Source organism: Modestobacter versicolor (assembly GCF_014195485.1).
GTDB lineage: Bacteria > Actinomycetota > Actinomycetes > Mycobacteriales > Geodermatophilaceae > Modestobacter > Modestobacter versicolor.
The window spans coordinates 91,854-117,699 of sequence record NZ_JACIBU010000001.1 but is presented as its reverse complement, the minus strand read 5'-3'; the positions used below and the strand labels follow the sequence as shown (position 1 = coordinate 117,699).

Here is a 25,846-nt window from a genome sequence, read left to right as displayed (position 1 = left end):
CAGCGCCCGATCGGCCCGGAAACGGTCACGACGCGACGACGCTGCGGAGCCGTCATCCCACCCGCCACACGGACCTCACGAGTCGCCCGGGAGCCCGTCGTCACCAGGGGACGACGCCGTCGTCCTCGAAGAACCCACCGGTCGGGCCGCCGTCGGGCAGGGTCGCCAGGCGGATGGCGGTTGCGGCGCCCTGCTGCGGGGTGCGCACACCGCGGAAGCCGTTGAGGTCGGTGGCGACGAAGCCCGGGCACGCGGCGTTGATGAGCACGTTCGTGCCGGCCAGCTCCCGGGCGTACTGGACGGTCACCGCGTTGAGGAACGTCTTCGACGGCGAGTACGCCACCGCGATCGGGCCGGTGGTGGTCTCGCCGCCCGGCCCGGACTGCCGGGCGAGGGAGCCGACGCTGCTGGACATGTTCACGATCCGCGGGGACGCCGCGCGGCGGAGCAGCGGGAGCATCGCGTTGGTGACCCGGACGACCCCGATGACGTTGGTCTCCACCACCCGGCGGATGAGGTCCAGGTCCACGGTGGTCGGCTGCTGCGGCCCGCCACCGGTGATGCCGGCGTTGTTGACCAGCGCGTCCAGCCGGCCCTCGCGGTCGGCGATGAGCTCGGCGGCCGCGGCGACGCTGGCGTCGTCGGTGACGTCGAGCGGCACGCCGAACGCGTCGACGCCGCTCTCGCGCAGCCGGGTCACCGCCGCGTCCCGCCGGTCGTCGTCCCGGGCCCCCACGCCGACGCGCCAGCCCAGCGCACCCAGCCCTGCCGCGATCTCGTAGCCGATGCCCTTGTTCGCCCCGGTGACCAGGGCGGTCCTCTTCTCGTTCATGGTGTCGATCGTCGGCGCGCGCCGCGGGACCGTCCAAGACCGTCCTGGTCGGGAGCGATACCGCGAGGGTATGGCTGCCGCGTAGGGTCGGGCCGTGGAGACGCGCGAGCTCAGGTACTTCGTCGCCGTCGCGGAGGAGCTGCACTTCAGCCGGGCGGCGGAGCGGCTGGGCATCGCGCAGCCGCCGTTGTCCCGGGCGATCAGCCAGCTCGAGCGCCGGCTGGGCGTGCCCTTGCTGGAGCGCACTCCCCGCTCGGTGACGCTGACCGACGCCGGTGCCGTGCTGCTGCACGAGGGCCGTGCGGCGCTGGACGCGATGGAGGCGGCCGAGCAGCGCACCCAGCGGGCGGCCCGCGCCGCGGCGGGCTCGCCGGGCGTCGTCCTGGCCACCAAGGCCGGCGCCTCCAGCGAGCTGCTGGCGAAGCTGCTGCACGCCTACGCCGCGGAGCCCCGGTCGGTGCACGTCGAGGTGCTGCTCTGCCGCCCCGGCGAGCAGGGACGGCTGCTGCGCACCGGCCGCGCCGACGTGGCGCTGCTGCACCAGCCGTTCGACGACACGACCGGGCTGGACGTCGAGGAGCTCGTCACCGAAGGGCAGGTCGCCGTGCTGCCGGCCGGGCACCCGCTCACCACCCGCAGCGAGCTGCGCCTGGCCGAGCTGAGCGAGCTGGCGGACCTGCCCCAGCCCCGCTGGCCGGGGGTCGACGGCAGCTACCCGGCGGGCGCCGGCCCCGAGGTGCAGAGCCACAGCCAGCTGCTGCAGCTGGTCTCCCTCGGCCGGGCGCTGATGGTCGCGCCCGACTCGTGCCGGTTGCAGTTGCACGACGACCTCGTCGCCGTCCCGGTCGTCGACGCGGTACCCGTCACCACGGTGATCGCCTGGCCGCCGCACAGCCGGTCGAGGCCGGTCGCAGAGCTGGTCCAGTCGGCCCTGCGCCTCTGAGCTGAGCTCAGCGCGCCGCGTCGAGGTGGGCGTCCAGCCAGGTCTCGATGTCCTGGTTCGCGGCCTGCGCCATCGGGGTGGGGTGGCCGGTGAAGCCGTGCGGCGCGGCCGGGTAGACCCGCAGGTCGACGTCGACCCCGGCGGCGGACAGCCGCGTCGCCATGGCCAGGTCGTCCTGCAGCAGCACGTCGTCCGCGCCGACGACGACGAGCACCGGCGGCAGCCCGGTCAGGTCCACGTAGATCGGCGAGAGGTCCGGGTGCGTGCGGTCCGGCGCCACCCCGGCGTAGGCGTCGAGGAAGTACTCGTCGGCGATGAGCCGGCCGGCCGGCGTGCGGCCGCTGAAGTCGTAGGTGCCGAACTGCAGCACCGCGGCGGCGAACGGGACGGCGCCCCGGTCGCGCAGCCGCAGCAGCGTGGTCATGGCCAGGGTGGCGCCGGCGGAGAAGCCGCTGACGGCGACGGTCGTCGTGCCGAAGCGCTGCTCGGCGTGCGCGGCGAGCCAGCGGGCTGCCGTCTCGCAGTCGTCGGGTGCCGCCGGCCACGGGTGCTCCGGGGCGAGCCGGTGGTCGACGCTCACGACCGCGATGCCCAGGGCGTCCGCGAGCTGCCGGTTGCGGACGTCGCTGGCCGCGGCCGACCCCAGGTAGAAGCCGCCACCGTGGACCTCGAGCAGCACGCCCCTTGCTCTGCTGCCGGTCGGGACGTGGATGCGGACGGGCACGCTCCGGCCGTCGATGGTGACGACCTCCTCGACCGCCGGCGGGTCGGACGCTGCGGGCGCTGGCGTCGCTGCGCGGACCTGCTGCAGGTCCGCCCAGCTGCTGGGGCCGCGACCCGGGGTCCGTTGCGCGTAGAAGGCGCGCGTCTCATCGACGAGCGGCTGCAGCCGTGGGTCGATCAGGTCGGCCAGCCGGAAGCGCACGGTCAGGCGCTCCGGGTGTGGAGGACGACGCCGCGGTAGGCCGCTGCGCAGCTCAGGCAGTCGTCGCGGTCGGCCATCTCGCCGGGGGCGTGGACGGTGTGGCAGGTGCGGCACCACCGGAAGCGCCGGCGGCTCTGCCGGGCGATCTCCTCGACCGTCTCGGCGATCAGGTCCGGCTGGTAGACGACGTCGTCGCGGGAGAACTCGCGCTCGTCCGTCCAGCCGAGCACCGGCTGCGGCTCCCAGCGGAGGACCGGCCGGGCCAGCACGAGCGCGGCGTGGTCGATGCCGGCGAGGACCTGGTGCGGCTCGCCGGTGACGAACCACCGGGCGTCGCTCCATCGGTCGAGCGGCCACGCGCGTCCGTGCACCTCGGCGGGTCGCCAGCCACCGCCGAGCGCACGCAGCGCCGTCCGCGGGTCCACGCCGAGCGCCTCAGCCAGGCCCGCGTCGCCCGGCATCCAGCCCTCGTCCATGCCACTCCCCCGTCAGCCCTCCGCCCGTCCGCTGCACCGTGCCATCGGGTACCGACATCGCGGCCGAGCTGCCCGAGGAGCGAGCCCCGGGCAGCTCGGTCAGCGCTGGCTCAGGGATATCCCTCGCCACGCTTGACGACGCCGAAGTCGATCTGGCCCTCCACGTCACCGGTCACCTGCTGCCCGGGCGCGACGTTCTGCGAGCAGACGATCCAGTTCGAGTCCACGACCTGGTTACGGGTGCCCAGCAGGTCGTGCGAGACGCTGAAGAAGACGCCGTTTCCCTGGACCGTGTCCTGGGCGGTCTGCAGGTCGAGACCCACGAGGTCCGGCATGGCGAAGTCCACGACTGCCGCGACGTCCGCCGCGGTCGTCGGCGCGCCCTGCAGCGGGGCCGGAGCGGTCTCGCTTGCAGGGGCAGGGGCAGGCGCGGGGGCAGGCGCCGTCTCGGTGATGGTGACCGTGGTCGTGGCGGCCGGAGCGGCCGCACCCGCCTCGGCCTCCGATGCCTTGTCGTTGCCGCTCGCGGCCGCGCCCACCCCGAAGGCGACGACGATGGCTGCGGCCACCCACGGCCACCGGCGCTTGGGCTTCGGCGCGCCCGCGAACGCCTGCTGCGGCTGCGCGGGCCAGGGCTGACCGACCGGCGGCACACCCACCGGAGCCGCGAACGCCTGGGTCTGCGGTCCCTGCGATGCCTGCCCGAAGCTCTGCGTCGGCTGAGTGGGCGCGGCATAAGGCTGCCCCTGCGGCGGCGGGCCGTAACCGGGCGCCCCAGGCGGCGGCCCGAATGGTGGCTGGCTCATGACTTCTCCCCGTGGACGAGGACCGTGAGTGGCCGATGTGGCTGCGTGCTCGACGGTCCGGCGAACGAACCGCCAGACCGTGACACATCAGGTGATGCAACTGCGGTAGAAACCGGACGATGGCGTTTCGGAGGTGCTCAGCAGTCCCGTCAGCCTCGCGAGCCGCAGTCATCGACGCCCCCCGCGTCAGCTGAGCGCCCGATCGGTGTGGCCGCGACATGGAGCACCCGCCCACCTTTGGAGAGGTGAGCGGGTGCTGGCGTGGCCGTTCGTCGGGTCAGACGGCACCCATGCTGCGCCAGTAGGCGTTGAGGGCGCCGTTGGTCTTGATGAGCCAGACCAGGGGCCCGATCAGGATCATCCAACCGAGCAGGACCCAGAGGCCGGTCGTCGCACTGACCGGACGCGGACGCTGCTGACGGGCGTACAGGTTGCCGACCTCGTTGGGCAGCACGAACGGCGTCACGAGGCCGAACGTGAAGATGGCCAGGACCAGGCCGAGCGCGCCACCCACACCTTCGCCGGAGTGCTGCTTCATCTCTTCGTGCGTGGCGAAGTAGTAGTAGAGCCCGTAGATGCCGAACGTGATGATGCTCAGGCCGATCACCGCCCAGGTGCTGCGCACCTTCCCGATCGGGCCGAGCTGGCGCCCGAACGGAGCCACCGGCGCGGGCGCGTACCCCGCGGGCAGCTGCTGACCGAACGGCTGCGCGTACGGCTGGGGCTGGCCGTACTGCGGCTGCGCGTACGGCGGCTGCCCGTACGGCTGCGGCTGGGTGTACTGCGCCGGCGCGTACCCGCCGGCACTCTGCGGCCGACTCGTCGGCTCGTCGATCGTGGACATGCGTGACCCCCGTGTGTGACCGCCGGCTCGTCCGGCGCTGGCCGAACGGTAGGGCGCCGCGGTGCAATTCGTACCGATTCGTTGCGGAATGGGTGGACAGCCGCCCCCGCCGCCACACCCGCCGCAGCAGCACCCGGTTCATGTGCCTCCAGGCGGCAGGCACCCGCGCGTTCAGCAGGTGGACCGATGCCGGACCGCGGCCGATCCGGAGAACGAGGCCAGCGGGGATCCACCACATCGGCGTCAGTGCACGCACGGAGCTCGTGACCCGAGCAGGTCGCTCCGTGCGCCTCTCCGCGGGTCGCTGCGTCAGGTCGCACGATGACCACGAGGGAAACCGCCCTCGGCGGAGGCGGTCCTCGTCGCCGCTCTCCCTCTCCTTGGAGCCGCACGCATGTCTCTTCTCGCCGAACTCGCGACCCGCATCTCGGACCTGCGCCGAGAGACCACAGGAACCGAAGCCCTGGGCGTGCTCCTGCGACGCCCCGAGACCGCGAGCGCACTCATGCGGGCCGTCCAACAGGGAGCCCCTTCGGTACCGGTCGAGGTGGAGTTCTCCACCCAGGTGGCGAGCGCGGACGGTCGCCCGGACGTCGTCGCGAGAGATGAGCAGCGCGAAGTCGTCCTGATCGAGGGCAAGTACTGGTTCGGCTTCACACCCGCCCAAGAGATGGGCACGTACCTCGACCGGCTGCACCGGGCATGGCAGTCCAGTGCACCGGACGATCCGCACGTCGGGGCGCTCGTCTTCGTCGTCCCGAATCGACGCGTCCTCGAGGTGAAGGACAAGGTCGGCGGCTTCTACGCATTGTCCGATTGGCGTGGCATCGGAGACTGGCACTTCGCGGACGCGCCCAACGGCGTGGTGGTCGCCGTGTGCTCGTGGCAACAACTGCTGGCGAGCCTCATGGCAACGGGTACCGAGGACGTCATCGCCGACTGTCGACAGCTGCTCGGTCTGGTCGACGACGTCGACCGACATGCCTTCGTCCCCTGGTCCGAGGCGCAGGTGGGTGACAGGGACACCGCCCAGCGCATCTTCCAGCTGGTGGGTCTCGTGGAAAGCGTCCGGAGCAGAGCGCTGCGCGACGGGGTCGCCACCCACGCCGGCGGTCGGCAGACCAGCAAGCGACACGACCTGTCCTACGGCAAGATCCTCACGCTCGGCGGAGTCCAAGCCATCCTGGTGGTCTCGCCCTACCTGTGGGCCGAGCACGGCGAGACCCCGATCTGGCTGCGGTTCAGGGCTGGCGCAGGACTCGCACGAGAGGCTCTCGGCAACGTGTGCCGCAAGACGAGCGACGGCGTGGCCGTGCCAGTGCCGATTCCCACGAATCAGACGGAGGACGACGCCGTCGCGGGCATGGTGCTCTCGCTGGCAGAGGCCGCCAGCAAGCTCGAGGAAGCACGCAGGCGCCGGGCCACGCCGCCCGTCGTCGACGACTTCGACGAAGCGGATGACCTGTGAGGCGGATGGCCACCAGTCACGGTGCTCGTCAGTCGGCCAGCTCGTGATCGGCGAGCCGGTGGGCACCTTCCCGTTCGGCCGACGATCCGACAGGTGCCCACCGAGACAGCTGCCCGGCGCTGCCGCCGTCGTCCTGGGCGTCTACCCGTCGGCGCTGCACATCAGGTGGTCTGGCCCCCGCACGCGGATCGCGGCACTGGCGGTCGACAGGGAACCGTGGCCCTTCTGGGACGGCGCGGACGAGGTGGATCGTGTCGAGCGGTGGCGCGAACAGGTCGGCTGGCGTCCCGCTTGGGGTCGCGCTGAGCCGGCCGGTCGACTGAACGGCTCATCTGGCCGCGTTCTCCGTGACCAGGTGCTCCGGCCCCTGGGGTTGGGCCTCGACAGCGTGTGGTTGACCGACGCGCTGCCCTTCTTCCACGTGCACCGGGGTCCCGGCACACAGGGTGCGGCCATGGTCGATCGCTACGACCCCTTCGCTGCCGAGCACGGTCTCCCCCGCCACCAGTTGCCCGACCGGCCCGCGCCCCATCGACTGATCGAGCGTGCCGTGACAGAAGAGGGCCAGCGGCTCATGGACGAGATCGGCCGGTCAGAGGCTCCGCTGCTCATCACGTTGGGCAACGAGGCCCTCGCCGTGGCGGCCGCTCTGACCACCGGCGGCCTGCCGGATCAGTTGAGCCGTCCGTCGTACGGTCGCCGGTTCTCGGTGGCGCTGCCCGATCGGTCGATCGACGTCCTGCCACTGGTGCACCCCGGACAGCGTTCGAGTTCGTGGACCCAGGCGCACGCACGCTGGATCGACTCCCTCGCCACGTGATCATGAGGCGCCGCACGGCCCCGAAGATGGCCATCTTCGGGGGCGTAGGGCCCACGAACATGGCCATCCTCGGGACCGCGAGGCCTCAGGCCCAGCGGGGGTCGGGTGGGAGGCGGGGGTTGAGCAGGTGAGCCACCAACGCCGTCCAGCCGGTCTGGTGCGTGGCGCCCAGGCCCTCGCCGGTGTCGCCGTCGAAGAACTCGCTGAACGTCGGGTGCTCGCGCCACAGCGGTGAGTCGCTGGACTCGATCCGGTCGCCGTCCGCCGGCCGCTTGCCGTCGACCGGCCGGAACAGCGCGGTCAGCGAGTTGTCGATCAGGTCCGCGGCATCGACCAGCGTGCAGCGGTTGCCCGACCCGGTCGGCAGCTCGATGGTGAACGAGTCGCCGTAGTGCCGGCCCAGCGTGCGCAGCTTGTCCGCCAGCAGCACGTTCACCGGGAACCACACCGGCCCGCGCCAGTTGGAGTTGCCGCCGAACAGCCCGGTGCGCGACTCCCCCGGCTCGTACTCGATCGACACGTCCCGCCCGCCGACGTGCGCGAACACCTGCCCGGTCGACTTCGACAGCGACCGGATGCCGAACGGCGACAGGAACTCGGTCTCGTCGAACATCCGGGTGAGGATCCGCTCCAGCCGCTTGCGGTCCACCAGCGACAGCAGCAGCTTTCGGCCCTCCGGCGCGCGCCGACCGCTCAGCGGGCCCATCAGCTCCGGCCGGCGCTTCTGCAGCCAGCGCACCCGGTCGGCGACGTCCGGCAGCCGCTCGCTCACCCACGACGGGATCTCCGTGGCCCCCAGGATCGGCAGCAGCCCGACCATCGACCGCACCCGCAGCGGCTCCGGTGCGCCGTCGGGGGCGACGAGGACGTCGTAGAAGAAGCCGTCGTCGTCGTCCCACAGCGAGACGCCGTGCGAACCGAACGCGTTCATCGCCTCGGCGATGGACAGGAAGTGCTCGAAGAACTTGGTGACCGTGCCGTCCCACGCGACGTCGAACCGGGACAGCTCCAGCGCGATCTTCAGCATCTGCTGGCAGTAAAACGCCATCCAACTGGTCGCGTCCGACTGCTCGAGCCGGTAGCCGGGGGGCAGGGGCGCGGACCGGTCGAACAGCGCGATGTTGTCCATCCCGAGGAAGCCGCCCTCGAAGACGTTCGAGCCGTCGGCGTCCTTGCGGTTGACCCACCAGCTGAAGTTCATCAGCAGCTTGGTGAACACCCGGATGAGGAACTGCTGGTCGCGGTAGCCGTCGATCCGGTACACGTGCCACGCGGCCCAGGCGTGCACCGGCGGGTTGACGTCACCGAACGCCCACTCGTACGCCGGCAGCTGGCCGTTGGGGTGCATCGCCCACTCGCGGCACATCAGCACGAGCTGTTCCTTGGCGAAGTCGGGGTCGACGTGCGCCAGCGGGATGGTGTGGAAGGCGGTGTCCCACGCGGCGAACCACGGGTACTCCCACTCGTCGGGCATCGAGATGACGTCGGCGAGCGCGAGGTGCCGCCAGCCGGTGTTGCGCCGGCCGCGGGCCTTGCGTGCCTCCGGCGCCGGGACGTCGGGGTCGCCGTCCAGCCAGCGGGCGACGTCGAAGCGGTACAGCTGCTTGGTCCACAGCAGGCCGGCGTAGGCGCGGCGGGCCACGTGCCGGTCGTCGTCCGAGAGCCCCGGGTGGATGACGCCGGCGTAGAAGTCGTCGGCCTCGGTCTTCCGGGTCGCGAGCACCTCGTCGAACGCCGTCCCGAACATCGCGGCGTCCGGCTCGGCCTGGCGCAGCCGCAGCTTCACGGTCACGGTCTCGCCCGGCTGGACGGCGTCCCAGACGTACCAGAACGCGGCCTTCGTGCCGGTGACGGCCGGGTTCACCGCGGACTTGTCCTCGTGCACGACGCGGCGGTTGATGCCGTCCTTCGGGTACTCGCTGCTGTTGCTCGCCGCGCCGAACAGGGCGACCGCGTTGGTCTCGTTGTCGCAGGCCAGCACCTCGGGCGCACCGTCGGCGGCGAGCACCCAGCGGCCGAGGTAGCCGTGCTCAGCGACGACGGTGGCGACGTCCTCGTCGGGGGCGGAGGTGAGCGTGGGCTTGCGGTCGTCGAGGCCCCAGGACCAGGTGTTGCGGAACCAGACCTGCGGCAGCAGGTGCAGCGGGGCGGCGTCCGGGCCGTGGTTGGTGGCGGTGACGGTGATGCAGACGTCGTCCGGCGAGGCCTTCGCATAGGTCATCTGGACGTCGAAGAACCGATCCTCGGCCAGGACGCCGGTGTCGCTGAGCTCGTACTCGCGCTCCAGCCGGCTGCGCGTGGCGTTCTCCGCGCGGAGCTGCGCGTAGGGGTACTCGGCCTGCGGGTAGCGGTAGAGCCATTGCATCCAGGAGTGCGTGGGCGTGCCGTCGACGGCCCACCAGTGCTCCTTGGCGTCCTCGCCGTGGTTGCCCTCGCCGTTGGTCAGGCCGAAGAGCCGCTCCTTGAGGACCGGGTCCTGGCCGTTCCACATCGCGACGGAGAAGTTGAGGAAGCCGTAGCGGTCGCAGATGCCGCCCAGGCCGTCCTCGCCCCAGCGGTAGGTGCGGGCGACGGCGTGGTCGAACGGGAAGGACGCCCAGGCGTCGCCGTCCTCGGAGTAGTCCTCGCGGACGGTCCCCCACTGGCGGCCGGCGAGGTACGGCCCCCAGGTGCGCCAGGGGGCGCCCATGTCACCGGACTCGGCCAGCCGGGCGTGCTCGGCACTACGGGGAGCGGTGGTGTCCTGAGGACCGGGCGGTGGGGTGACGCCGGGAGCGGAGGCGCCGGGCACTGCGGAAGACACGACCTCCACAGTGCCACGGGTCGTGCTTCTGGCTCGTTACGTCAGGCGACAGAGCTCGTCACATCTCTTGGCACTCGACGCCCGCCGGACATGCCGGGCCCGGCCACGAACTCGGCCAGCGGCACTGCCCGGCCGTACAGCCAGCCCTGCGCGAAGGTGCAGCCCACCGCGCGCACCGCGGCCTCCTGCTCGGGCGTCTCCACGCCCTCGGCGACGACGTCCAGGCCGAGCGCCCGGCACATCGACACCAGGCTGCGCAGCATCTGGGCACGCCGCGGCGAGGCGTCGAGGGTGGCGACGAAGGCGCGGTCGAGCTTGAGGACGTCGGCCGGCAACGTGTCCAGCCGGCTGAGCGAGGAGTAACCGGTGCCGAAGTCGTCGATCGAGACGGTGAGGCAGGCTGCGCGCAGCGCGTGCAGGGTGGCCAGCGCGGTCGCCGACTCCCCCTCCACCAGGCTCTCGGTCACCTCGACCACCAGGTGCCCGGCGGGGAACCCGGTCGCGGCGAGGGCGGCCTGCACCCGGTCGGCGCAGCCGGGGTCGCTGAGCTCGCGGCCGGAGACGTTGACGCCGAGGGTCACCTGCAGCCCTGCGGCGGTGCGCACCCCGGCGAGGTCGGCGCAGGCGGTGCGCAGCACGTGGTCGCCGAGCGCGTGGATCAGCCCGCTCTGCTCGGCGGCCGCGACGAACTCGCCCGGCGGCACCGGGCCGCGCTCGGGGTGGGTCCAGCGGGCCAGCGCCTCGACACCGACGACGTCGCCGTCGGGCAGCGCGACGATCGGCTGGTAGTGCACCTGGACGTCGCCGGCGGCGAGCGCTGCCGCGAGGTCGCGGATCAGCTCGAGGTCGGTGCCGCCGTCGAGCTCGCAGCGGCCGCGGCCGGCGCGCTTGGCGTCGTAGAGCGCGTGGTCGGCGCGGCGCATCAGCTCGGCGGCGGTCTCGCCGGGGCGGCACTCGGCGACGCCGACGGAGACCCCGATGTCCGGGTGCTGGGCGGCGATGCGGCGGACCAGCGCGACGGCGTCCGGACCGGTGACCCCGGGCAGCAGCAGCGCGAACTCGTCGCCGCCGTGCCGGGCGAGGACGGCGCCCGGCGGCAGCTCGCGCCCCCAGACGTCGGCGATCCGGCAGAGCACCCGGTCGCCCTCCTCGTGGCCGGCGGTGTCGTTGATCCGCTTGAAGTGGTCGAGGTCGATCAGCGCGGCCGACAGCACCTTGGTGGTGCGGGACGACGCGCTGCGCAGCTCGTGCAGCGAGTCGTCGAAGCCGCGCCGGTTGGCCAGACCGGTGAGCGGGTCGCGGCTGGCGCTGGAGGCCCGGATCACCAGGCCGCGGACGACGGTGCCCAGCGCCACGACGATCGAGTCCAGCGCCAGTGCGATCGACAGCGGGACCTCGCCCTGGACCATCAGCGCGGCGGTGACCGCGCTGATGCCGAAGGCCATGTGCAGCCAGGCCAGCGGCAGGCTGAAGAAGAAGCAGGCGTCGACGGCGGCGAAGGCCAGCAGCGCGGCGGCGGCCATCGCGGTGGCCGGGCCGGGGCTGCTGACGACCACGAGGGCGACGAGCACGGCACCCGAGGCGACCGGCCAGTGGTAGGCGTGCCGCGGCCAGCGCGCGCCCCAGCGGAACGTCACCGCCCCGGCGCTCAGGGCGCCTGCGGCCAGGCTGAGGATGACCCAGCGGCCGTCGCTCTCCGCCCCGGGGGCGCACGCGGCGAACAGGCCCGCGATCCCGGCCGCGACGTAGAAGGTGGCCAGGACGCGCGCCATCATCCGGGGTGTCGCCACCGCAGGCGCCGTCGACCAGCTCACTCCCCGGTGATCGGGCCTGCGACGTCCGGGGTTGACGTGCTGACCGGAACCGGACGGTTCCGGTCACTCACCGGGGTGAGGACTCAGTCGCCGGCGTAGGCGGAGACGCCGAAGTGCTGGTCGCCGTCCTCGTCCTCCTGGACCAGGATCGTGTAGGCCTGCCCGTTGATGACCGCGGCGCAGGTGCCGCCGTCGCACTCGACGGTCTCCAGGGTGGCGCCCTGCTCCTGCACGGTGGCGGCGAAGGCGGCCTCGGTGTCGGAGTTCTGCTCGTCGATGCGGTTCTTGTAGAGCATCACGCCGGCGATCGCGACGGCCGCGACGATGACGGCGACCATCAGCGTGATCAGCGTGGTGGTGTGCCGGGTGACCCAGCTGGGCTCGGTCTCGGTGGCCTCGACGTTGGCGAGCGTGCCCTCGCTGCTCGAGACCGGTTGCTCGGCCGGGGTCTCCGCGGCAGGGGTGGGGTCGGGGCTGACGGTGCTCATGCGGGCATGCCTCGTTCTGAGTTCGGGGTCTGGGGTCGCTGGGCGCGGTGCGCTCGTCAGCTGCCTCCGACGATCCCACACCTTGCTGGACGGCCGCTCTTGCCCGGTCGGGCAGCATCGGCGGGGTGGACTCCCCCGCTGCGCTGCTGGCGGCCTACGACGAGCAGCTCCGGACGTCGGCCGAGACGGTCGGTGCGCGCTCCGTCGTCCGGGTGGGGCCGCTGTGGCTGGCAACGTTCCCCGGCGGGCGCGGCTTCGTGACCTACCAATCGCTGGGGTCGGCTGATCTGCCGGGGCTTGTTGGTCAGGCCCTGGCGCACTTCCGGGCGGACCCTGCTGTGGACCGGGTGGAGTGGAAGACGCGTGGGCACGACTCGGCGCCCGGGCTGCACGAGGCGCTGGTCGGCGCCGGGTTCGTGCCCGAGGACGCCGAATCGATCATGATCGGGCCGGCTGCGGCGCTGGCGGTCGACGCGCCGCTGCCTGCCAGCGTCGCGCTGCGGCGGGTGACGGCCGAGGCGGACGTGCGGGCGATGAGCGCGCTGGCCGACGAGGTGTTCGGCGACCCGGTGTCCCGGGATGGTGCGGATGCCCTGCTGGCGCGGGCTGACGCCGTCGAGTTCTGGGTGGGCGAGGCCGACGGGGTGGTGATCAGCACTGGCCGGCTGGAGCCGGTGGCCGGGACGACGTTCGCCGGCATCTGGGGCGGCGCGACTCATCCAGCGTGGCGCGGCCGCGGCATCTACCGCGCGCTGACGGCGGCACGTGCCCGCTCGGCAATGCGGCTGGGCAAGAGGCTGATCCACAGCGACTCGACGGAGTACTCGCGCCCGATCCTCGAGCGCGCCGGCTTGGTGAAGGTCTCGACGACGACGCCCTACGTGTGGCGCCGGTAGGCGTCGGCAGCTCGTACGAGATCGCGCTACCGGGTGCCTCCTTCGTGGTGGCCGAGGCCGTGCAGGCCTCGACCCGGCCACGAAAGAGGTCCCCGGACGTGGACTCAGTAGCGGCTGGTGCCGCCCGGGCGCTTGCCGCTGCGCTTGGCCTGCCAGTCGGCGAACAACTTCTTGGCCTTCGCCTGATTCTGCGGCTTGCGAGCTTCCTGGATGAGCTTCGTCGCGACGGTCGAGACGAGGAGCTTCCGGATCATGCCTGCCATGGTGGTCTCCTCCTGTTCAGCGGCCGACGGCGGCCGCGTTCTCCGATCCTGTGCCCCAAGACGACGAGGTCCACGCCTAAATGAGTCCCTCAGAGTCGAGCGCGCGCCGGAGCTGCGGCACCGCAACGAGCCGCACCGCCTGCCGGCGTGGACACGTGTACGTAGAGGTTGAGGCGAAGGCGTATCCGAGTTGGGTCCAGACGTTAAGAGTGCGTTGAGTGACACGGACAGTCACGCGGCCAGTGGCGGGCAGCAGTCTCTTGCTGTGTGCAATCTTTGTGCGCTTTCCATCCCGACAGGATGGGTAACGAACAGGAGCTGTTCGGCGCTGCGGGCGATGTGTCGGGAGTCCGGCGAGGGTCGCCGGCCCGGCTTGCTCGAGGGCGCAGCGACCTATGTCACCAGCGCCCGGTCGTCTCCGCGATCATCTCCGGCCGCCCCCGCTGGGGGGCCGTTGGGGATATCAGGGAACGACGCTCGGCTGATAGGTAGCCGCCAACGGTTTAGCTGGCCCATGTGGGCGACGCGCGGTCCCGACGATTCCGCGCAGCGCTTGGCTCGGGAGTCCGCGAAACTTGCCTTGGCCTCGCCTGGTCCTTCGCCCCGCTTCGCCGGCTTGCGTGCCTCCTATGACGCGATCGTCACAATCCCCGAAGCCGAAAGCTTGTCGATCATGCCCTTTTCCCTCTGCGTTGTTCAGTTCGAGACGATGTTGCGCGTCAGCGCTCGGCGTAGGCAGGCGCCCGCTCAGTGAGTCGCCACCTCTCGCCTCCAGGTCTAAGCCAGTGCCGCTCTCCCCAAGACGGCCTGGTCGCGTCAACCACCTCGGCGGTAAGCGCGGGCTGAGGCTGTCGGGACAGCCTCAGCCCGCGCTTCAGCCGCTACTCGTTGGCCGTCACCGGCTCGCGCGTCTCCTGGAACAGCCACACGTAGCGGTCCAATGTGCGCGCGGCGTCCTGAAGCCGCTGCACGAGAGGCTGAGCCTCCTCGGGACGCCACCCCGCCTCGTCGATCAGCTGCGGACGCCTGTACCCCTCGATGAGAGTTACCGCCCGGAGAGCTTCTTCGAGCCGGTTGACCGCGTGCACTACCGAGACCTTCGCTCCCTCGAGCTGCGTCTCCGGGGGAACGGTCTTCTCCTCGTCAAGCGGCTCTTCGGGTTCGGGGCTGGCTTCGACCATGAAGGTGCGACGCACCCAGTCGTCCTCACCGTGATCGATGAAGTAGGGCCGTTCGGGATCAACTCCAATGCTCTGCGCGTAGTGGCGAAGGTCGACCGGCACCCCGTCCTCGTTGATCGCGCGCGGCCGCTGACCCCGACGCCCACGTGCCAGGGCGTCAGCAAGCAGACGCAGGCCGTGCTGTGACCGGATGAGCTCCTCGAACACCTTGCTGAGACCGGCCTTAGACGGGCTGTCCTTGAGTTCGCGCTGCACGAAGCCGCTCACGACCAAGTGCCAACCACCGAGCACGCCGAGCTCGACGGCGGCCGGCCCACCGAACTGTTCGGCCTGGGTCTCGCTGAGCGAAGCCGAGAGCAGCGCGTCAGGACTCCGGCCGGTCAAGCTCCACTCGCACCGGGCGATGTCCGGAGACAGCAACATCCGTTGCAGCGCCGAGCGCACGCCGTCCACGCGCGTGGCCGAGGGGTCGGCCCTGCCCGGCCAGCCGCGGAGCGCCAGCTCGGCGGCTACCGGCATGATGTCGCGCCACTGGATCTTGGCCCGAGCGGTGACCCGTCGGATGGCAGCGGCGCTCACCGGCCGGTTCGTCGGCGCTACCAGCGTCCGCACGATTGCTGCCGCGCGAGCGTCCCCGTGCCGGGAGTGGTCGGAGTCCTCCGCCTCGTCCGGCGTCATCAATCCCGCGAAGTAGCCCGCGCCTTCTTCCGTGATCCGACCCCGGTGAAAGAGATCCTCCAGCACGGCCTCCGCCTGCGCGTCGAGCTTTGACCCCGTATCCCACTGAGTCGGCGGCTCGACGTGCGTGATTCCGACAATGAACCGGATGGCCTCCGCGAGGGTCTTGTTGCTCCCGGGGTCCGGGCGGAAGCCGATCACGATCTCGGCGGGCATCATCAGCGCCCGGAGTTCCTGACGCTGTGCCTCTGACAGGTCTTCGGCCGGCGTAGCAGCAGCGCCGGCAACACGGCCGAGGAGACTCCGGAACTGGTGATCGTCGTCGTTGTAGCCGTAAACAACGTCGGCAGGACTGATGTGCAGCAACCGGTGGGCCGTCGCCGTCCGGGAGCTCCCGTCCGCGGACGCAAGAATCCACTGCGATCGGTTGCCGTCCTTATGCTCAAACCGCACTGGGACGACCAACAGCTCCCTCAGCACGCCGTGGGTGCCGATGCTGCTGTCGTAGTTGTTTCGGTTCTTGAGGAACGTCGCGCTGTTGTTGAGGCTCGCCACCACCGCTTCACGACTGCCAGCGGACAAAGTGAGCTCGGTCGCCTCGCCCTCGTGACTGTGAACCGGAGGCAGCGGGGTGTAGTCCCCGCGCCCCTGTCCGGCGAGCGCGAAGGGGTATCTCCTCTGGACCGCCTCACGCAGGTTGTCCGGAAAGGTGCTGAGAGCCGGGGACCACACCCAGGTGGAGATGGTGAGGACCGTGCCGCCCGGAACGCGCTTCTCGACCGGCAACTGCAGGCGCTTGCGAACCTCCTCCGGCCGCGCTACTGCCCGGGCGACGGCCCGCGCGGCGCCCTCCGAGTGGCCGTACTGAGCCACGAGCAACTCCGCCAGCCGGCGGACGGCGGCCGCCTTCGGCACTCGAGGCAGCTGACCGAGAGTGACGGCACCGTCGGCGTACTCGTCGAAGTCGACTTCCTCGTCGTCAATCGACCGAACCGTGGGCGCTTCGGTCGACGCCGCAACCACCGGCGACGCGGCGGTCGCCTCGTCCGAGACCGTAACCTCAGACGAGGTCTCGCCGTTGTCCATCGCGAAGTTCATCGCTTCCTGCATGGTGGGCCTCCACTGGGTCCATCCGTCGGGCCGGCACGGACGGTTCGCCGTGCCGGTGGCACGGCGTGGAGGGGTCCAGAAAACGAAGAGGCCCTCACACCCCGCGCCAATGGCGCTGTGGGGCGGAGAGCCAGGACGAGCCTCTTCACCCCGACCCGTCGATCCGGATACGCGACCCGGCGTGGACGAGACGGACGCGGTATCAGCGCCTGACCCGGCTTCGAACGTCGACGGTGTAACCCATCGGTTGTCCTACACCGCCCGCCCGGTGAGGGTGAGCAGCGCGTCGGTGGAGCTGACATCGGTTCCAGACCGGAAGTTATACCCAGGTACCCCGCGCGCGCAACGGCAGCTAGTCGGGTTAGGAGTGCTCGGGCGACTCTCAGCCGGACGTAGCTTCCCGGGCAGCGACTTCACTGCCGTAGACGTCGAGGGGGGGTGCTTCGATGGAGATCCGCGCCGAGCCACGTCCGCGTGCGACCGCGACGTCGGTCGCCTGCTGAGGGCAGATGAGGCGACACAGCCGTTGTGCTCGTTCGCTCACCGGTAGGTCGCCGCCTCGCAGCACCGTGATGGCGCTGGGCGTGTCTCAAGCTCTAGTAGACGATTCCGCCGCCCGCTGCCCACTGCCGCCGATCAAGCACATTTCCGCATAAAGCCCGCAACCCGAAGTCGCAGACATAGTTCGGAACGCACCTGCCGCACTTGCCCGACAGGGGTGTCGTCGTGGCGTCACGGGGAGGCCTTCCCTCTGCGCCCCATGCGCAGCCACTAAGCGCGCATGGTTGAACAGCTAGTGGGCCTAACCATGCGTTGTCGGCCGGCAGCTACCAGAAGCTTTCGAACTTCCTCGCGCTGCCCCTGGGACTCGCTTGGCGCCTACGAGCGCTGACAGACCGCGAGCCGAATCGACCAACTAGCTGTGCATAATAGACTTCGACTCGCTGAAACACTGGCGGCAGCCAAACCGCTCCGCATATCCTGTTGACGTGCCATACCCGCCTCGTCCGCAGCTTCGACCATTGCAGGAATTTGCCGGGACGGCCACCTCTCGGCCGGAGCCAAGGATTCAAGCACTTGTCGAAGAGTTTGTGATCGAACAGTACAGGGACGGCAGATCGCTTCGAGAGATCGCAGAGCTGACTGATCGCTCCCACTCGGCGGTACGCAACATTCTCGACAAGCACGGCGTCCACCGCCGCGGCCGTGGAGCGTCGAAGCAACCGCTCACTTCTGCTCCCCCTCAGAACCACGACGAACGGCAACGCGGCGGGGGGAGCAGACGTTAGACGCTCGGTGAGCCTCAAGGGCAGACGTCACGGGCCGACATTCTCAACTCGCCTGAGACCTTTCGAGGCCCGCGAACGCCGGCACCCTGGGCGGCGAGGAGTACCCGTTGAGTGGTTCGGAATCGGGAATTTTTCTACGCGCCGACAAGAGTACTGCGAGGAAACTACGAGCAGCGCCCTCCGCATGACCTTGGGGCGCCGTAGTCGGCGGCGTTTGAGCAGCTGGAGGTCGGACGCCAGTGCCGGCCTGCCCGCCTTGATCAGCGCCCAACTGATAAGCAGTGCACCGAACGACTGCTGACGTCAGGGATGGCGCCCGTGCCGCCCTAGGAGCTCCACTCTGACTTAACCTTCGATTGTGACGGCCCGACAAACGCGTGAGCCTCCCGAACCGCCCCGACGACGCCGGGCCATGCAGCTTCAGAAGACCCGTGACACAGCTCCTGAGATGGCGCTACGCCGCGAGCTGCACCGTCGAGGGTTGCGGTTTCGGCTTCACAAGAAGCTTCTCCCCGACCGACGCAGGTCCGTCGACATTGTCTTTCCTGGCCCCCGGGTGGCTGTAGACGTTCGTGGCTGCTTCTGGCACGGCTGTCCGGATCACTACCGCCGAGGCTCCGTCAACGCCGAGTGGTGGGAGGACAAGCTGCAGACCAACATCGCCCGTGACGCGCTGACGGAGGAGCAGCTACGTGCGGCCGGATACGTGGTAGTCGTCGTGTGGGAGCACGAACAAGTGGTAAGCGCGGCTGACCGGGTTGAACGAGCGGTGCGAGAACGACGGAATATCGGCCCCTGATTCGAGCCGTTAGACTTGCATTCTTTGCCGCAGGTACTCCCAAACGTCCTGAGCGATCTCCTCCGCGTCCTCTTCGCGGGATGCCAGAGACTCTGCTGCCGGCCGCCCCGGATGAAGAGTGTCCCACCGCGACCTCATGCCGGCGAACCGGCCTACACCAGCGGCATTGCTTCCAAATCCATCGACGATGGTGTTCCAGACGGGACCGAAACGATTGATCAGCACGCTCTCCCCGAGCGGAACCCATACGGGCTCGACGACGAGGTACCGGGCATAAAAGTCGGACAAATAGAGATTCTCTACGGAGCGGATGCTGCGACCGTGAGCTCGCAATCGGTTCTGCAAGGCTGTCGAATCAGAAGCCTCCTCCGTCAACACACCCTTCCGTCCACCTTTGGGCTCCGCCTTCCCAACGTAGATCGGCTGCTCCCATGAGCCGTCACGGTTAGCCTCAGCAAGCAGTTCGTAGCTCGGAAAATACCCGACATAGTAGATCGCATAAATTCCGACGCCGCGGAACATCGGCAAGTTCTCGAGAGAGATGGGCTCTGAGCTAAGGATAGCCCGCTGAAGACTGTCCCCGAGATTTTTGATGTCCAGCGGGTTGAAGGAGTCGGTCATATGCCTGGGACGCCACCGACGATGTCGCCCGAGATAACCCTCGGATCCGTGACATTGTCGCCAGTCTCCGTCAACGGAGCCATCTGGAGTTGGTCTGTTGTGGGATACGCCGCTTGAGTGCTTGAAGCCCTGCGGTCCATGGCCGCTTCGCGCAGCGCCGCCAGGGTCAGATGCTCCGCTACGCTGCCAGCAACCTTTTGAGCCAACAAGACAGGCACGGCGTTACCGAGCTGCCTCATCGCCTCTCCCCAAGCCCCGTGGAGCTCGTACCGCTCCGGGAAGGTTTGAAGGCGAGCAGACTCACGCACGGTGAAGTACCGAATGGTTCCGTCCGGGTTGAGAAGCATGTTTTCGCCCCCGGGCACACCGTGAACGCCGGACTTTAGCGCCTTGGCAGGCATGTCGATCGGGCTTCCACTGTGCCCGTGGTAGGACTTCGCTCCCCCCTGAAACACGTGGTTCAGATGCTTTCGTGCAGCGGCAGACCGAGGATCGGGCAGGCCAACAAGGGCATCACGCACGGTGCGCCACGGTCGATGCAGCATCGACGGGTCGATGCTGCGCAGCTTGTTGACGCGCGTCGCGACTCGCTCTGGCATCGAGGGCCGCTCCTTCGTTGGCACCTTATGGCGCTCCCAGTAGTCACCGATCACCCACTGCGAGTACAAGAGCGAGTCAAAAGAATGCGTCTGCGCTGGAAAGCTCCATTCGGCTTCGATGTCAGATCGAAAGCCAACCATGAACACCCGATGGCGCTGTTGAGGAACTCCGTAGTCGGCCGCGTTGACCAATGTCGGCACGACGTTGTACCGGAGGGCGGTGTCGTGTGCTGACGTGTGCTCAACTTGAAGTCGCTCATAATGCTCGCCCCAGGCCTCGTCGGGTCGGCTGGCAAGCTCGGGATAAGCAAGCTGCAAGAGAATATACTGGTAATAGTTCGCGAACGCGGCACGAGTCAGACCTCTAACATTCTCCAAGATGAACGCCCGCGGAGTCAGCGTGCGGATCACCTCAATGGCCGCCGGGAACATGTCCCGCCGATCGTCGGCCGCGCGTCCCTTGCCTCCAGCGCTGAAGGGCTGGCACGGCGGACCACCTGTGACTAGGTCAACCGGCTCGACGATGTCCGACCAGTCCACCCCCCGCACGTCGCCCTCGACCACGTCCCAAGACGCCACCAGGGGATGAGCCGCCGCGCGGTTCTCACGGACTGTGTCGCAAGCCCAGCGGTCCCACTCGACCACCTTGACCGCATGAAAGCCGGCCAGCTCACAGCCGAGGCCGAGGCCGCCAGCTCCAGCGAAGAGTTCAACTGAGCGCACGATGCAGGCTAACCCGGACGGGTGACAGGACCCGCCAACGAAGGGTCCGAGTTGGACACCTTCACTCCAGCTAGGGCTCTCGCCTGGGCTTGACCGCCTGGACGGGCGGCCGGCATGCGCGGCTACGCAGCCATGGTTGGGCTGCCACCGCCGACGCGCCACCGCCCAGGGAGAGGTCCGTGGGGCGCCTCGGCGGACCGGGCCACCCAGGGCTCGGGTCATCTCGCAAGTGCAGCCAGGGCTCGACACTCGGATATACCGCAGCCACCTGCCACGACGACAGGTTCAGCGTCTTGGGTGGTCACGGAAACGCAACGCCGACTGTTCAAGGCGACGGTTGAGCTGGCTAGATCCGGCGCAGGCTAACGTGTCGATCTAATCAAGCGGGGACGAAAGCGGGAGCGGTGCATCGCCCTGACTGCCGCAACATAGAACCCGCTCATCACTGGCGCCAAATGGCGCATACTCGCCGCTTCGTGTGCATCAAGAGAGCAGTCGCGCCAGAGGGCCAATGTGGAGTCCCTTTCGGCAGCCTTCTTCTGGCGGAGGCTGCGCGATCGAGCACACGCAACTTAAAGGTGTCACGGAGTCTCTCTAGGCGATGTTGTCGTGCCATCGAAAAGAGACAGGGGCCCAGTCTCGGCCGAGCCTTCCGAGAGGGCATCGATGTCCGACGGTGCCGGCAGCAGCGCCAAGGGATCAACGTCGATCACCGGAGGCACGCGCTCGAAGTGCATCTTGATGCGCTCTACGGAGACATCAGCTGAGTACATGCTCGGCTTGGGCATCTTCAAATTCCACTTACGCCCCGGGTGGAGTTCATCCCAGGACGGGCGAGCACCTCGATATCGTCCAGCTCCAGGATCATGGTTTCCGAACCCGTCGACCACGACATTCCACAGGGGTTGGAAGCCACGGAGCATCAGCCGCTCCGCGAGCGGGATAAACAGCTCATCCGCGACCAGGTAACGCACGTTGAAGCCCGCGACCTCTAAGTTTTCAACTGCATCGATACTCGCGCGATGCTCGTCGATGCGATCCCAGAGCTCATGCCCCTCCTTTTCGGGGTCAACCTGCCCCTTGCGAGCTCCCGTCTGCGCTGCCTTTCCCACATAGATAGGAGTTTGACTGCCAGATAAGGGTCGGTACAGCTCGGCGTCGCCGATGTAGTAAATGGCGTAAATGCCGGCTCCGAGAAACGGCGGGACTTCACTCAAAGGATGCATGGGACTTCGGAGAAGTTCGGCCTCAACGCTACGACCAAGGTTCACCTTGCTCAACGGTTCGTAGGGCGTCGGCCTCGCGGCGGTGGACCAGTTGATCCGAGACCGCCTGGTCCGCCGTCCTTCTGCGACGCGCTTTCCTTCTCCACCGGCCTCGAGCACCCCGGCAGCGTACGGCGTTCCCGCATAACGGCACGGCACGGCACGGCACGGCACGGCACGGCACGGCACGGCACGGCACGGCACGGCACGGCACGGCACGGCACGGCACGGCACGGCACGGCACGGCACGGCACGGCACGGCACGGCACGGCACGGCACGGCACGGCATCAGTGAAACCGGCTATCTACCGAACGGTCCCTCGACGTGCTGGCGGGGTCGGAGCTCAAGCGGCCTTGAAGGCGCTGCCGCCACGCGCCCTCTCCCTGCCCTCGGGCCACCAACGCCGACGGAGGTGATGTTGTCGACGCTCGTCCCGCGCCGGCCCCCGTTGACTGCCTAGGCTGCGGGCGTGACTGTCTTCGGCGGCGGCGACCCCATCTTCGACACCCAACCCCGACCGATCTCCTGGATGCTTCAAGAGATCGAAGCAAAGCGACTCGCCTTGCCCGACTTTCAGCGGGACTTTGTCTGGGACCCGGCGGCCACGCGCGATCTACTGGTATCCATCATGAGCAAATTTCCTTCGGGCTCGCTGTTGATGCTGCGGCAGCCTTCTACCGGTATCCACGCCTTCGCCCCTAGGGCTTTCGCCGGCGCTCCGGACCTGAGCGTCAACGCCACGCCCCCAATGCTCGTTCTTGACGGCCAGCAGCGACTCACGTCCCTTTATCAGGCCCACCGGGGCGTCGGTGATGCGCGATATCTGGTTAACTTGGCGTCGCTCGTTGATTCGGCCAGTCCGCTGGATGTGGAGGCCGTTGACTTCGATGCGTTGGTCACATTTGAGACCGTTAAGGCTGGCCGCCCCATCCAATCAGATAACGCTGATTGGCAGAAGGACAACTGGGTCTTCCCCGTACATCAGTACCTACAGGCCGACGCCGGTTTCGATGCTTGGGTGGAACAAGCAGTGGCCCATCATGGCGGAGATTCAGACACTCAACTTAGTCGTCGCCTGCGCCTGTCGTCCGTTCGAAGAGCTTTGCTCACACCATTGGGATCATATAACTTTCCGGTCGTTGAGCTGGATGAACAGACGACCATGATTGCTGTATGCAAGATCTTCGAGACGCTCAATTTGCGGGGCGTAAAACTTAGCGTCTTTGAGTTGATTACGGCGCGAGTTTGGGCATATGGCCAGAATCTAAGGGATTTGTGGGCGTCAGCAAGGCAGCAGCACCAAGTGTTGGTCGACTACAACGTGGACCCGTATAATGTCTTGCAGGCGGTGACTCTTCGTTCGACAGGGTCCGCTCAACGAGCGAAGGTGCTCGATTTGCGGGCAGAGAACATTCAAGCGCATTGGAATACCGTGATTGAGGGATACGCTGACGCGCTCGAATTCGTTAGAGATCAATGCTGGGTTCAAACCGAGAAGTGGCTGCCCTACGGTATGATTCTAGTCCCCATGGCGGCAGCGTGGGACGTTATCCGCGACGCGCCCAGCAAGAAGCGGGGCGTCGCCCTGGAGCGAATGAAGCAGTATTTTGGTGCACCGTATTCACCGCCAACTTCGATCAAGGCGGAAACAGTCAGGCACAGGCAGACTACTTGTTGTTGCGAGCATGGCTGGCCGGCGAGAGTGACACTGCCCCAGAGGCTGTCGCCAACTTTGCATTCAACGAAAGTCAGATCGCGAACGCCCGCACGAACCGCCGTGCGCTCTATCGCGGGACGATGGTTCTGGTGATGCAGAATGGGGCTCTCGACTTTCACACGCGTCAGCGGATCACGGCGAGCCAAATGCAGGCACAGGAGATCGACGCTCACCACATCTTTCCTCAAGCTTGGCTGAAGCGTGAGTATTCCGGCGACCTGAGCGGCGAACTGATTCTTAATCGCACACTGATTGACGCCGAAACAAACCGCGTGATAAGCGACAACGCACCGAGCAGCTATCTCCAAGACATGAGAACGGGGTCGATCGGACCTAACCGGGACCGTTTGCTCAAGACACACGTTATCGATAACAAGTCGCGAGATGCGATGTTGGCAGACGACTATGACGCGTTCATCGCTGCGCGCACCCGGGCGCTGGTGGCCGTGATCGAAAAGGTCACAGGGAAATCCGTAATTAGAGATCTCACTGCTTGACGTGTTGAGGCCCGACCCATACATCCTGCCGGCCCCATCGCGCGGCAGCGGACCGGAACAGAGTCTCGTGCCGCCTCTGCCTGCGCGGAGGCGGCACGAATTCAGTGACGGCCATCGACGCCGCCCACCCGGTCCCACACCTCCATGGACCAGCTCCTGTGCGCTGGGTCCATTTCGGCATCAAGTGATCTGCTATACGCTGCGACAGGCAGGCTACGCGCGCGCTATTTGATACGGGCGTCAGCATCCGAAAATTGGCCCTTCCTCACGCTCGGTCAACCACGATGTAGAGGGTAAGGAAGACAGCGCCCGCCCCGCGGCCGCCCCAGCAGACTGCGTAAACATGGCCCTGGAGACGAAGCCCTTCTGCTGATTCTCGACTTGCATGCCTTGCGATTCGGCACACTGATGGCACCCGACTGTCAATACCCGACACAACCGGCGCCCGGCCCTGGATTGCATAGAATGGCAGCAACTCCGAGTGGACTTTCTCCGTCTTCCTAAACGGCTCTTTAAGCGGAGGTGGCGAGCAGCGCTGAGTCGGCTCACCGCTACGTGCCGGAGCCCTGCCTGTCCTCCTGCGATCGGCGGGGCAACGCACTTCCATCGTCCTGGCCTGAGTGCGACACGACGGCATCAGTTACGGTGGTGTTACGTCCGAACTAGTCCGTGTGCAACTACCTGCTGAGGAAGCAAGGCGGCACGCCTGATGCGCCAGCAGAGGTCATGTTCCACACGCGCTCCGCCAGCTCCGAGCTCATCCGGCACGCCGGGCTCTCCTACTTCCCGCTCGCCTTCATCGCCCGGCTCCCCTTCGCGATGATGACCGTCGGCGTCCTCACCCTCGTCGTCGCCGAGCGCGGCTCGGTCACCCTCGGCGGCCTGAACTCCGCCGCCGCCGGCATCGGCACCGCCCTCGCCGGCCCGCTCCTCGGCGCGGCCGCCGACCGGCTCGGCCAGCGCCGGGTGCTCGTCCCGGTCGGCCTCATCAACGCCGCCCTGCTCGCCGCCTTCATCCTCGTCGTCCAGAGCGCAGCGCCTGACCTCGCACTCCTCGCGATGTCCGTGCTGATCGGCGCCTCCGCACCACAGATCGCCCCGATGTCGCGCACCCGCCTGGTCGCCATCATCACGCGCAAGATCCGCGTTTCCGAGCGCGAGCGCGTCCTCAGCTCGACCATGGCCTACGAGTCCGCCGCCGACGAGACCGTCTTCATCGTCGGCCCCTTCCTCGTCGGCATCCTGGCCACCGCCATCGCTCCCTGGCTCGCCATCGTTGGCGCCGCCGCGCTGACCCTCGTCTTCGTCACCCGGTTCGCCCTGCACCCCACCGGCCGGCTGCAACCCGGCACGAAGAACAGCCGGCAACAGGCGCCGGCACGGGAACTCGCCTCCGCGAAGCTGCTCACCGTCGTCGCCGGCGCACTGGGCATCGGCCTCTTCTTCGGCGCCACCCTCACCTCGCTCACCGGCTTCCTTGCCGCGGACGGCGACGGCGACCGGGCTGGCCTCCTCTACGGCGTCATGGGCATCGGCTCGGCCGCACTGGCGCTGGGCTCCGCCGCGTTCCCGGCCCGGTTCAGCTTTCGGGCACGCTGGCTCACCTTTGCGACGCTGATGCTCGCCGCCGCCCTCGCCTACGCCACCGCCCGCGACGAGCTGACCATCGTCATCGCGCTGGCGGTGCTCGGCTGCGGCATCGGCCCCACCCTGGTCAGCCAGTACAGCCTCGCCGCCCAGCTCAGCCCGGCCGGCCGCTCGGCGACCACCATGACGATGCTCGGCTCCGCGGTCGTCGTCGGCCAAGCCGTCTCCTCCGCGGTCACCGGCGCCGTCGTCGACTCCCTCGGCGCGACCACCGCCATGACGCTCCCCGCCGTCACCGCCGCGCTCATCGTCGCCGCCGGCATCGCGCACGCGACCTCGAAGCCGAAGACCGCAGACCGCGAACTCGTCCCGGCCTGAGACGACCCTTCCGCCCTCCGGAC

General features: G+C 68.6%; 22 protein-coding genes. 9 read left to right on the top strand and 13 right to left on the bottom strand.

Features of this window, described 5'->3' with window-relative positions:
* Window positions 1-100: 100 nt before the first annotated feature.
* On the bottom strand, window positions 101-832 hold the full coding sequence (locus FHX36_RS00540; RefSeq protein WP_110550595.1) for an SDR family oxidoreductase: 732 nt from the start codon (window positions 830-832) through the stop codon (window positions 101-103).
* Window positions 833-926: 94 nt separating this feature from the next.
* Between FHX36_RS00540 and FHX36_RS00535 the strand changes: the two genes are divergently transcribed.
* Window positions 927-1,775, top strand: coding sequence for a LysR family transcriptional regulator (locus FHX36_RS00535; protein ID WP_183513414.1), 849 nt, complete (start codon window positions 927-929; stop codon window positions 1,773-1,775).
* Window positions 1,776-1,782: 7 nt separating this feature from the next.
* Here the strand turns inward: FHX36_RS00535 and FHX36_RS00530 are convergent, their stop codons facing one another.
* The 4 genes from FHX36_RS00530 to FHX36_RS00520 form a co-directional block, all read right to left on the bottom strand.
* Window positions 1,783-2,700, bottom strand: coding sequence for an alpha/beta hydrolase (locus FHX36_RS00530; protein ID WP_110550597.1), 918 nt, complete (start codon window positions 2,698-2,700; stop codon window positions 1,783-1,785).
* A gap of 2 nt (window positions 2,701-2,702) precedes the next feature.
* A complete protein-coding gene (locus FHX36_RS22510) occupies window positions 2,703-3,176 on the bottom strand; it encodes a hypothetical protein (RefSeq protein ID WP_110550598.1) in 474 nt (157 codons plus the stop codon).
* Between the two features lie 110 nt (window positions 3,177-3,286).
* Window positions 3,287-3,982 (bottom strand): PASTA domain-containing protein, encoded by a 696-nt coding sequence (locus tag FHX36_RS22360; protein ID WP_220035791.1) that lies wholly within the window; start codon window positions 3,980-3,982, stop codon window positions 3,287-3,289.
* A 277-nt stretch (window positions 3,983-4,259) separates the two neighbouring features.
* Window positions 4,260-4,826: a DUF4234 domain-containing protein gene (locus tag FHX36_RS00520; RefSeq protein WP_220035792.1), complete on the bottom strand. Its 567-nt coding sequence runs from the start codon at window positions 4,824-4,826 to the stop codon at window positions 4,260-4,262.
* 394 nt (window positions 4,827-5,220) lie between these two features.
* Between FHX36_RS00520 and FHX36_RS00515 the strand changes: the two genes are divergently transcribed.
* Together FHX36_RS00515 and FHX36_RS00510 are read left to right on the top strand one after the other, a co-directional pair.
* A complete protein-coding gene (locus FHX36_RS00515; RefSeq protein ID WP_110550601.1) occupies window positions 5,221-6,294 on the top strand; it encodes a hypothetical protein in 1,074 nt (357 codons plus the stop codon).
* 394 nt (window positions 6,295-6,688) lie between these two features.
* The gene (locus tag FHX36_RS00510) at window positions 6,689-7,114 is read left to right on the top strand and encodes a hypothetical protein (RefSeq protein ID WP_146251496.1); all 426 of its coding nucleotides are present in this window, start codon (window positions 6,689-6,691) and stop codon (window positions 7,112-7,114) included.
* A gap of 85 nt (window positions 7,115-7,199) precedes the next feature.
* Here FHX36_RS00510 and FHX36_RS00505 read toward each other — a convergent pair whose 3' ends face one another.
* From FHX36_RS00505 to FHX36_RS00495, 3 genes are all read right to left on the bottom strand, one after another.
* Complete coding sequence (locus FHX36_RS00505; protein ID WP_221202730.1) at window positions 7,200-9,917, bottom strand: MGH1-like glycoside hydrolase domain-containing protein; 2,718 nt, start codon at window positions 9,915-9,917, stop codon at window positions 7,200-7,202.
* Window positions 9,918-9,958: 41 nt separating this feature from the next.
* On the bottom strand, window positions 9,959-11,707 hold the full coding sequence (locus tag FHX36_RS00500; RefSeq protein ID WP_146251497.1) for a putative bifunctional diguanylate cyclase/phosphodiesterase: 1,749 nt from the start codon (window positions 11,705-11,707) through the stop codon (window positions 9,959-9,961).
* A gap of 107 nt (window positions 11,708-11,814) precedes the next feature.
* A complete protein-coding gene (locus tag FHX36_RS00495) occupies window positions 11,815-12,219 on the bottom strand; it encodes a hypothetical protein (RefSeq protein ID WP_110550605.1) in 405 nt (134 codons plus the stop codon).
* A 125-nt stretch (window positions 12,220-12,344) separates the two neighbouring features.
* Here FHX36_RS00495 and FHX36_RS23730 point away from each other — a divergent pair, with 125 nt between their 5' ends.
* Window positions 12,345-13,115, top strand: coding sequence for a GNAT family N-acetyltransferase (locus FHX36_RS23730; protein WP_110550606.1), 771 nt, complete (start codon window positions 12,345-12,347; stop codon window positions 13,113-13,115).
* 104 nt (window positions 13,116-13,219) lie between these two features.
* Here FHX36_RS23730 and FHX36_RS00485 read toward each other — a convergent pair whose 3' ends face one another.
* Both FHX36_RS00485 and FHX36_RS00480 read right to left on the bottom strand, forming a co-directional pair.
* Window positions 13,220-13,378, bottom strand: coding sequence for a hypothetical protein (locus FHX36_RS00485; protein WP_181428604.1), 159 nt, complete (start codon window positions 13,376-13,378; stop codon window positions 13,220-13,222).
* An 881-nt stretch (window positions 13,379-14,259) separates the two neighbouring features.
* On the bottom strand, window positions 14,260-16,347 hold the full coding sequence (locus FHX36_RS00480; RefSeq protein ID WP_110550608.1) for a hypothetical protein: 2,088 nt from the start codon (window positions 16,345-16,347) through the stop codon (window positions 14,260-14,262).
* Between the two features lie 989 nt (window positions 16,348-17,336).
* On the opposite strand from FHX36_RS00480, the gene FHX36_RS22355 reads away from it, so the two are divergent.
* On the top strand, window positions 17,337-17,636 hold the full coding sequence (locus FHX36_RS22355) for a helix-turn-helix domain-containing protein (RefSeq protein ID WP_220035794.1): 300 nt from the start codon (window positions 17,337-17,339) through the stop codon (window positions 17,634-17,636).
* A 358-nt stretch (window positions 17,637-17,994) separates the two neighbouring features.
* Window positions 17,995-18,435, top strand: a complete 441-nt coding sequence (locus tag FHX36_RS00475) for a very short patch repair endonuclease (protein WP_258372565.1) — start codon at window positions 17,995-17,997, stop codon at window positions 18,433-18,435.
* Between the two features lie 9 nt (window positions 18,436-18,444).
* Here the strand turns inward: FHX36_RS00475 and FHX36_RS00470 are convergent, their stop codons facing one another.
* The 3 genes from FHX36_RS00470 to FHX36_RS00460 all read right to left on the bottom strand — a co-directional run bounded on the left by FHX36_RS00470 (window position 18,445) and on the right by FHX36_RS00460 (window position 21,649).
* Entirely contained in the window at window positions 18,445-19,056 is a 612-nt protein-coding gene (locus FHX36_RS00470; RefSeq protein WP_110550610.1) for an Eco29kI family restriction endonuclease, read from the bottom strand.
* Entirely contained in the window at window positions 19,053-20,378 is a 1,326-nt protein-coding gene (locus tag FHX36_RS00465; protein ID WP_110550611.1) for a DNA cytosine methyltransferase, read from the bottom strand. The genes FHX36_RS00470 and FHX36_RS00465 overlap by 4 nt, the downstream gene beginning before the upstream one ends.
* A gap of 581 nt (window positions 20,379-20,959) precedes the next feature.
* The gene (locus tag FHX36_RS00460) at window positions 20,960-21,649 is read right to left on the bottom strand and encodes an Eco29kI family restriction endonuclease (RefSeq protein WP_258372569.1); all 690 of its coding nucleotides are present in this window, start codon (window positions 21,647-21,649) and stop codon (window positions 20,960-20,962) included.
* 464 nt (window positions 21,650-22,113) lie between these two features.
* On the opposite strand from FHX36_RS00460, the gene FHX36_RS00455 reads away from it, so the two are divergent.
* The 3 genes from FHX36_RS00455 to FHX36_RS00445 all read left to right on the top strand — a co-directional run bounded on the left by FHX36_RS00455 (window position 22,114) and on the right by FHX36_RS00445 (window position 25,823).
* Entirely contained in the window at window positions 22,114-23,454 is a 1,341-nt protein-coding gene (locus tag FHX36_RS00455) for a DUF262 domain-containing protein (protein WP_110550613.1), read from the top strand.
* Window positions 23,442-23,858 carry a hypothetical protein gene (locus FHX36_RS00450; protein WP_146251499.1) on the top strand — a complete coding sequence of 139 codons (417 nt, stop codon included), beginning with the start codon at window positions 23,442-23,444 and terminating at the stop codon, window positions 23,856-23,858. The genes FHX36_RS00455 and FHX36_RS00450 overlap by 13 nt, the downstream gene beginning before the upstream one ends.
* Before the next feature lie 726 nt (window positions 23,859-24,584).
* Window positions 24,585-25,823: an MFS transporter gene (locus tag FHX36_RS00445; RefSeq protein ID WP_181428605.1), complete on the top strand. Its 1,239-nt coding sequence runs from the start codon at window positions 24,585-24,587 to the stop codon at window positions 25,821-25,823.
* Window positions 25,824-25,846 lie beyond the last annotated feature (23 nt).

Bases quoted from the DNA above. Each gene is read 5' to 3' on its own strand.
- FHX36_RS22510 (WP_110550598.1), bottom strand. From the start codon at position 3,176: ATGGACGAGGGCTGGATGCCGGGCGACGCGGGCCTGGCTGAGGCGCTC.
- FHX36_RS00520 (WP_220035792.1), bottom strand. From the start codon at position 4,826: ATGTCCACGATCGACGAGCCGACGAGTCGGCCGCAGAGTGCCGGCGGG.
- FHX36_RS22360 (WP_220035791.1), bottom strand. From the start codon at position 3,982: ATGAGCCAGCCACCATTCGGGCCGCCGCCTGGGGCGCCCGGTTACGGC.
- FHX36_RS00480 (WP_110550608.1), bottom strand. From the start codon at position 16,347: ATGCAGGAAGCGATGAACTTCGCGATGGACAACGGCGAGACCTCGTCT.
- FHX36_RS00485 (WP_181428604.1), bottom strand. From the start codon at position 13,378: ATGGCAGGCATGATCCGGAAGCTCCTCGTCTCGACCGTCGCGACGAAG.
- FHX36_RS00445 (WP_181428605.1), top strand. From the start codon at position 24,585: ATGTTCCACACGCGCTCCGCCAGCTCCGAGCTCATCCGGCACGCCGGG.
- FHX36_RS00515 (WP_110550601.1), top strand. From the start codon at position 5,221: ATGTCTCTTCTCGCCGAACTCGCGACCCGCATCTCGGACCTGCGCCGA.
- FHX36_RS00495 (WP_110550605.1), bottom strand. From the start codon at position 12,219: ATGAGCACCGTCAGCCCCGACCCCACCCCTGCCGCGGAGACCCCGGCC.
- FHX36_RS00470 (WP_110550610.1), bottom strand. From the start codon at position 19,056: ATGACCGACTCCTTCAACCCGCTGGACATCAAAAATCTCGGGGACAGT.
- FHX36_RS00540 (WP_110550595.1), bottom strand. From the start codon at position 832: ATGAACGAGAAGAGGACCGCCCTGGTCACCGGGGCGAACAAGGGCATC.
- FHX36_RS00450 (WP_146251499.1), top strand. From the start codon at position 23,442: ATGGTTCTGGTGATGCAGAATGGGGCTCTCGACTTTCACACGCGTCAG.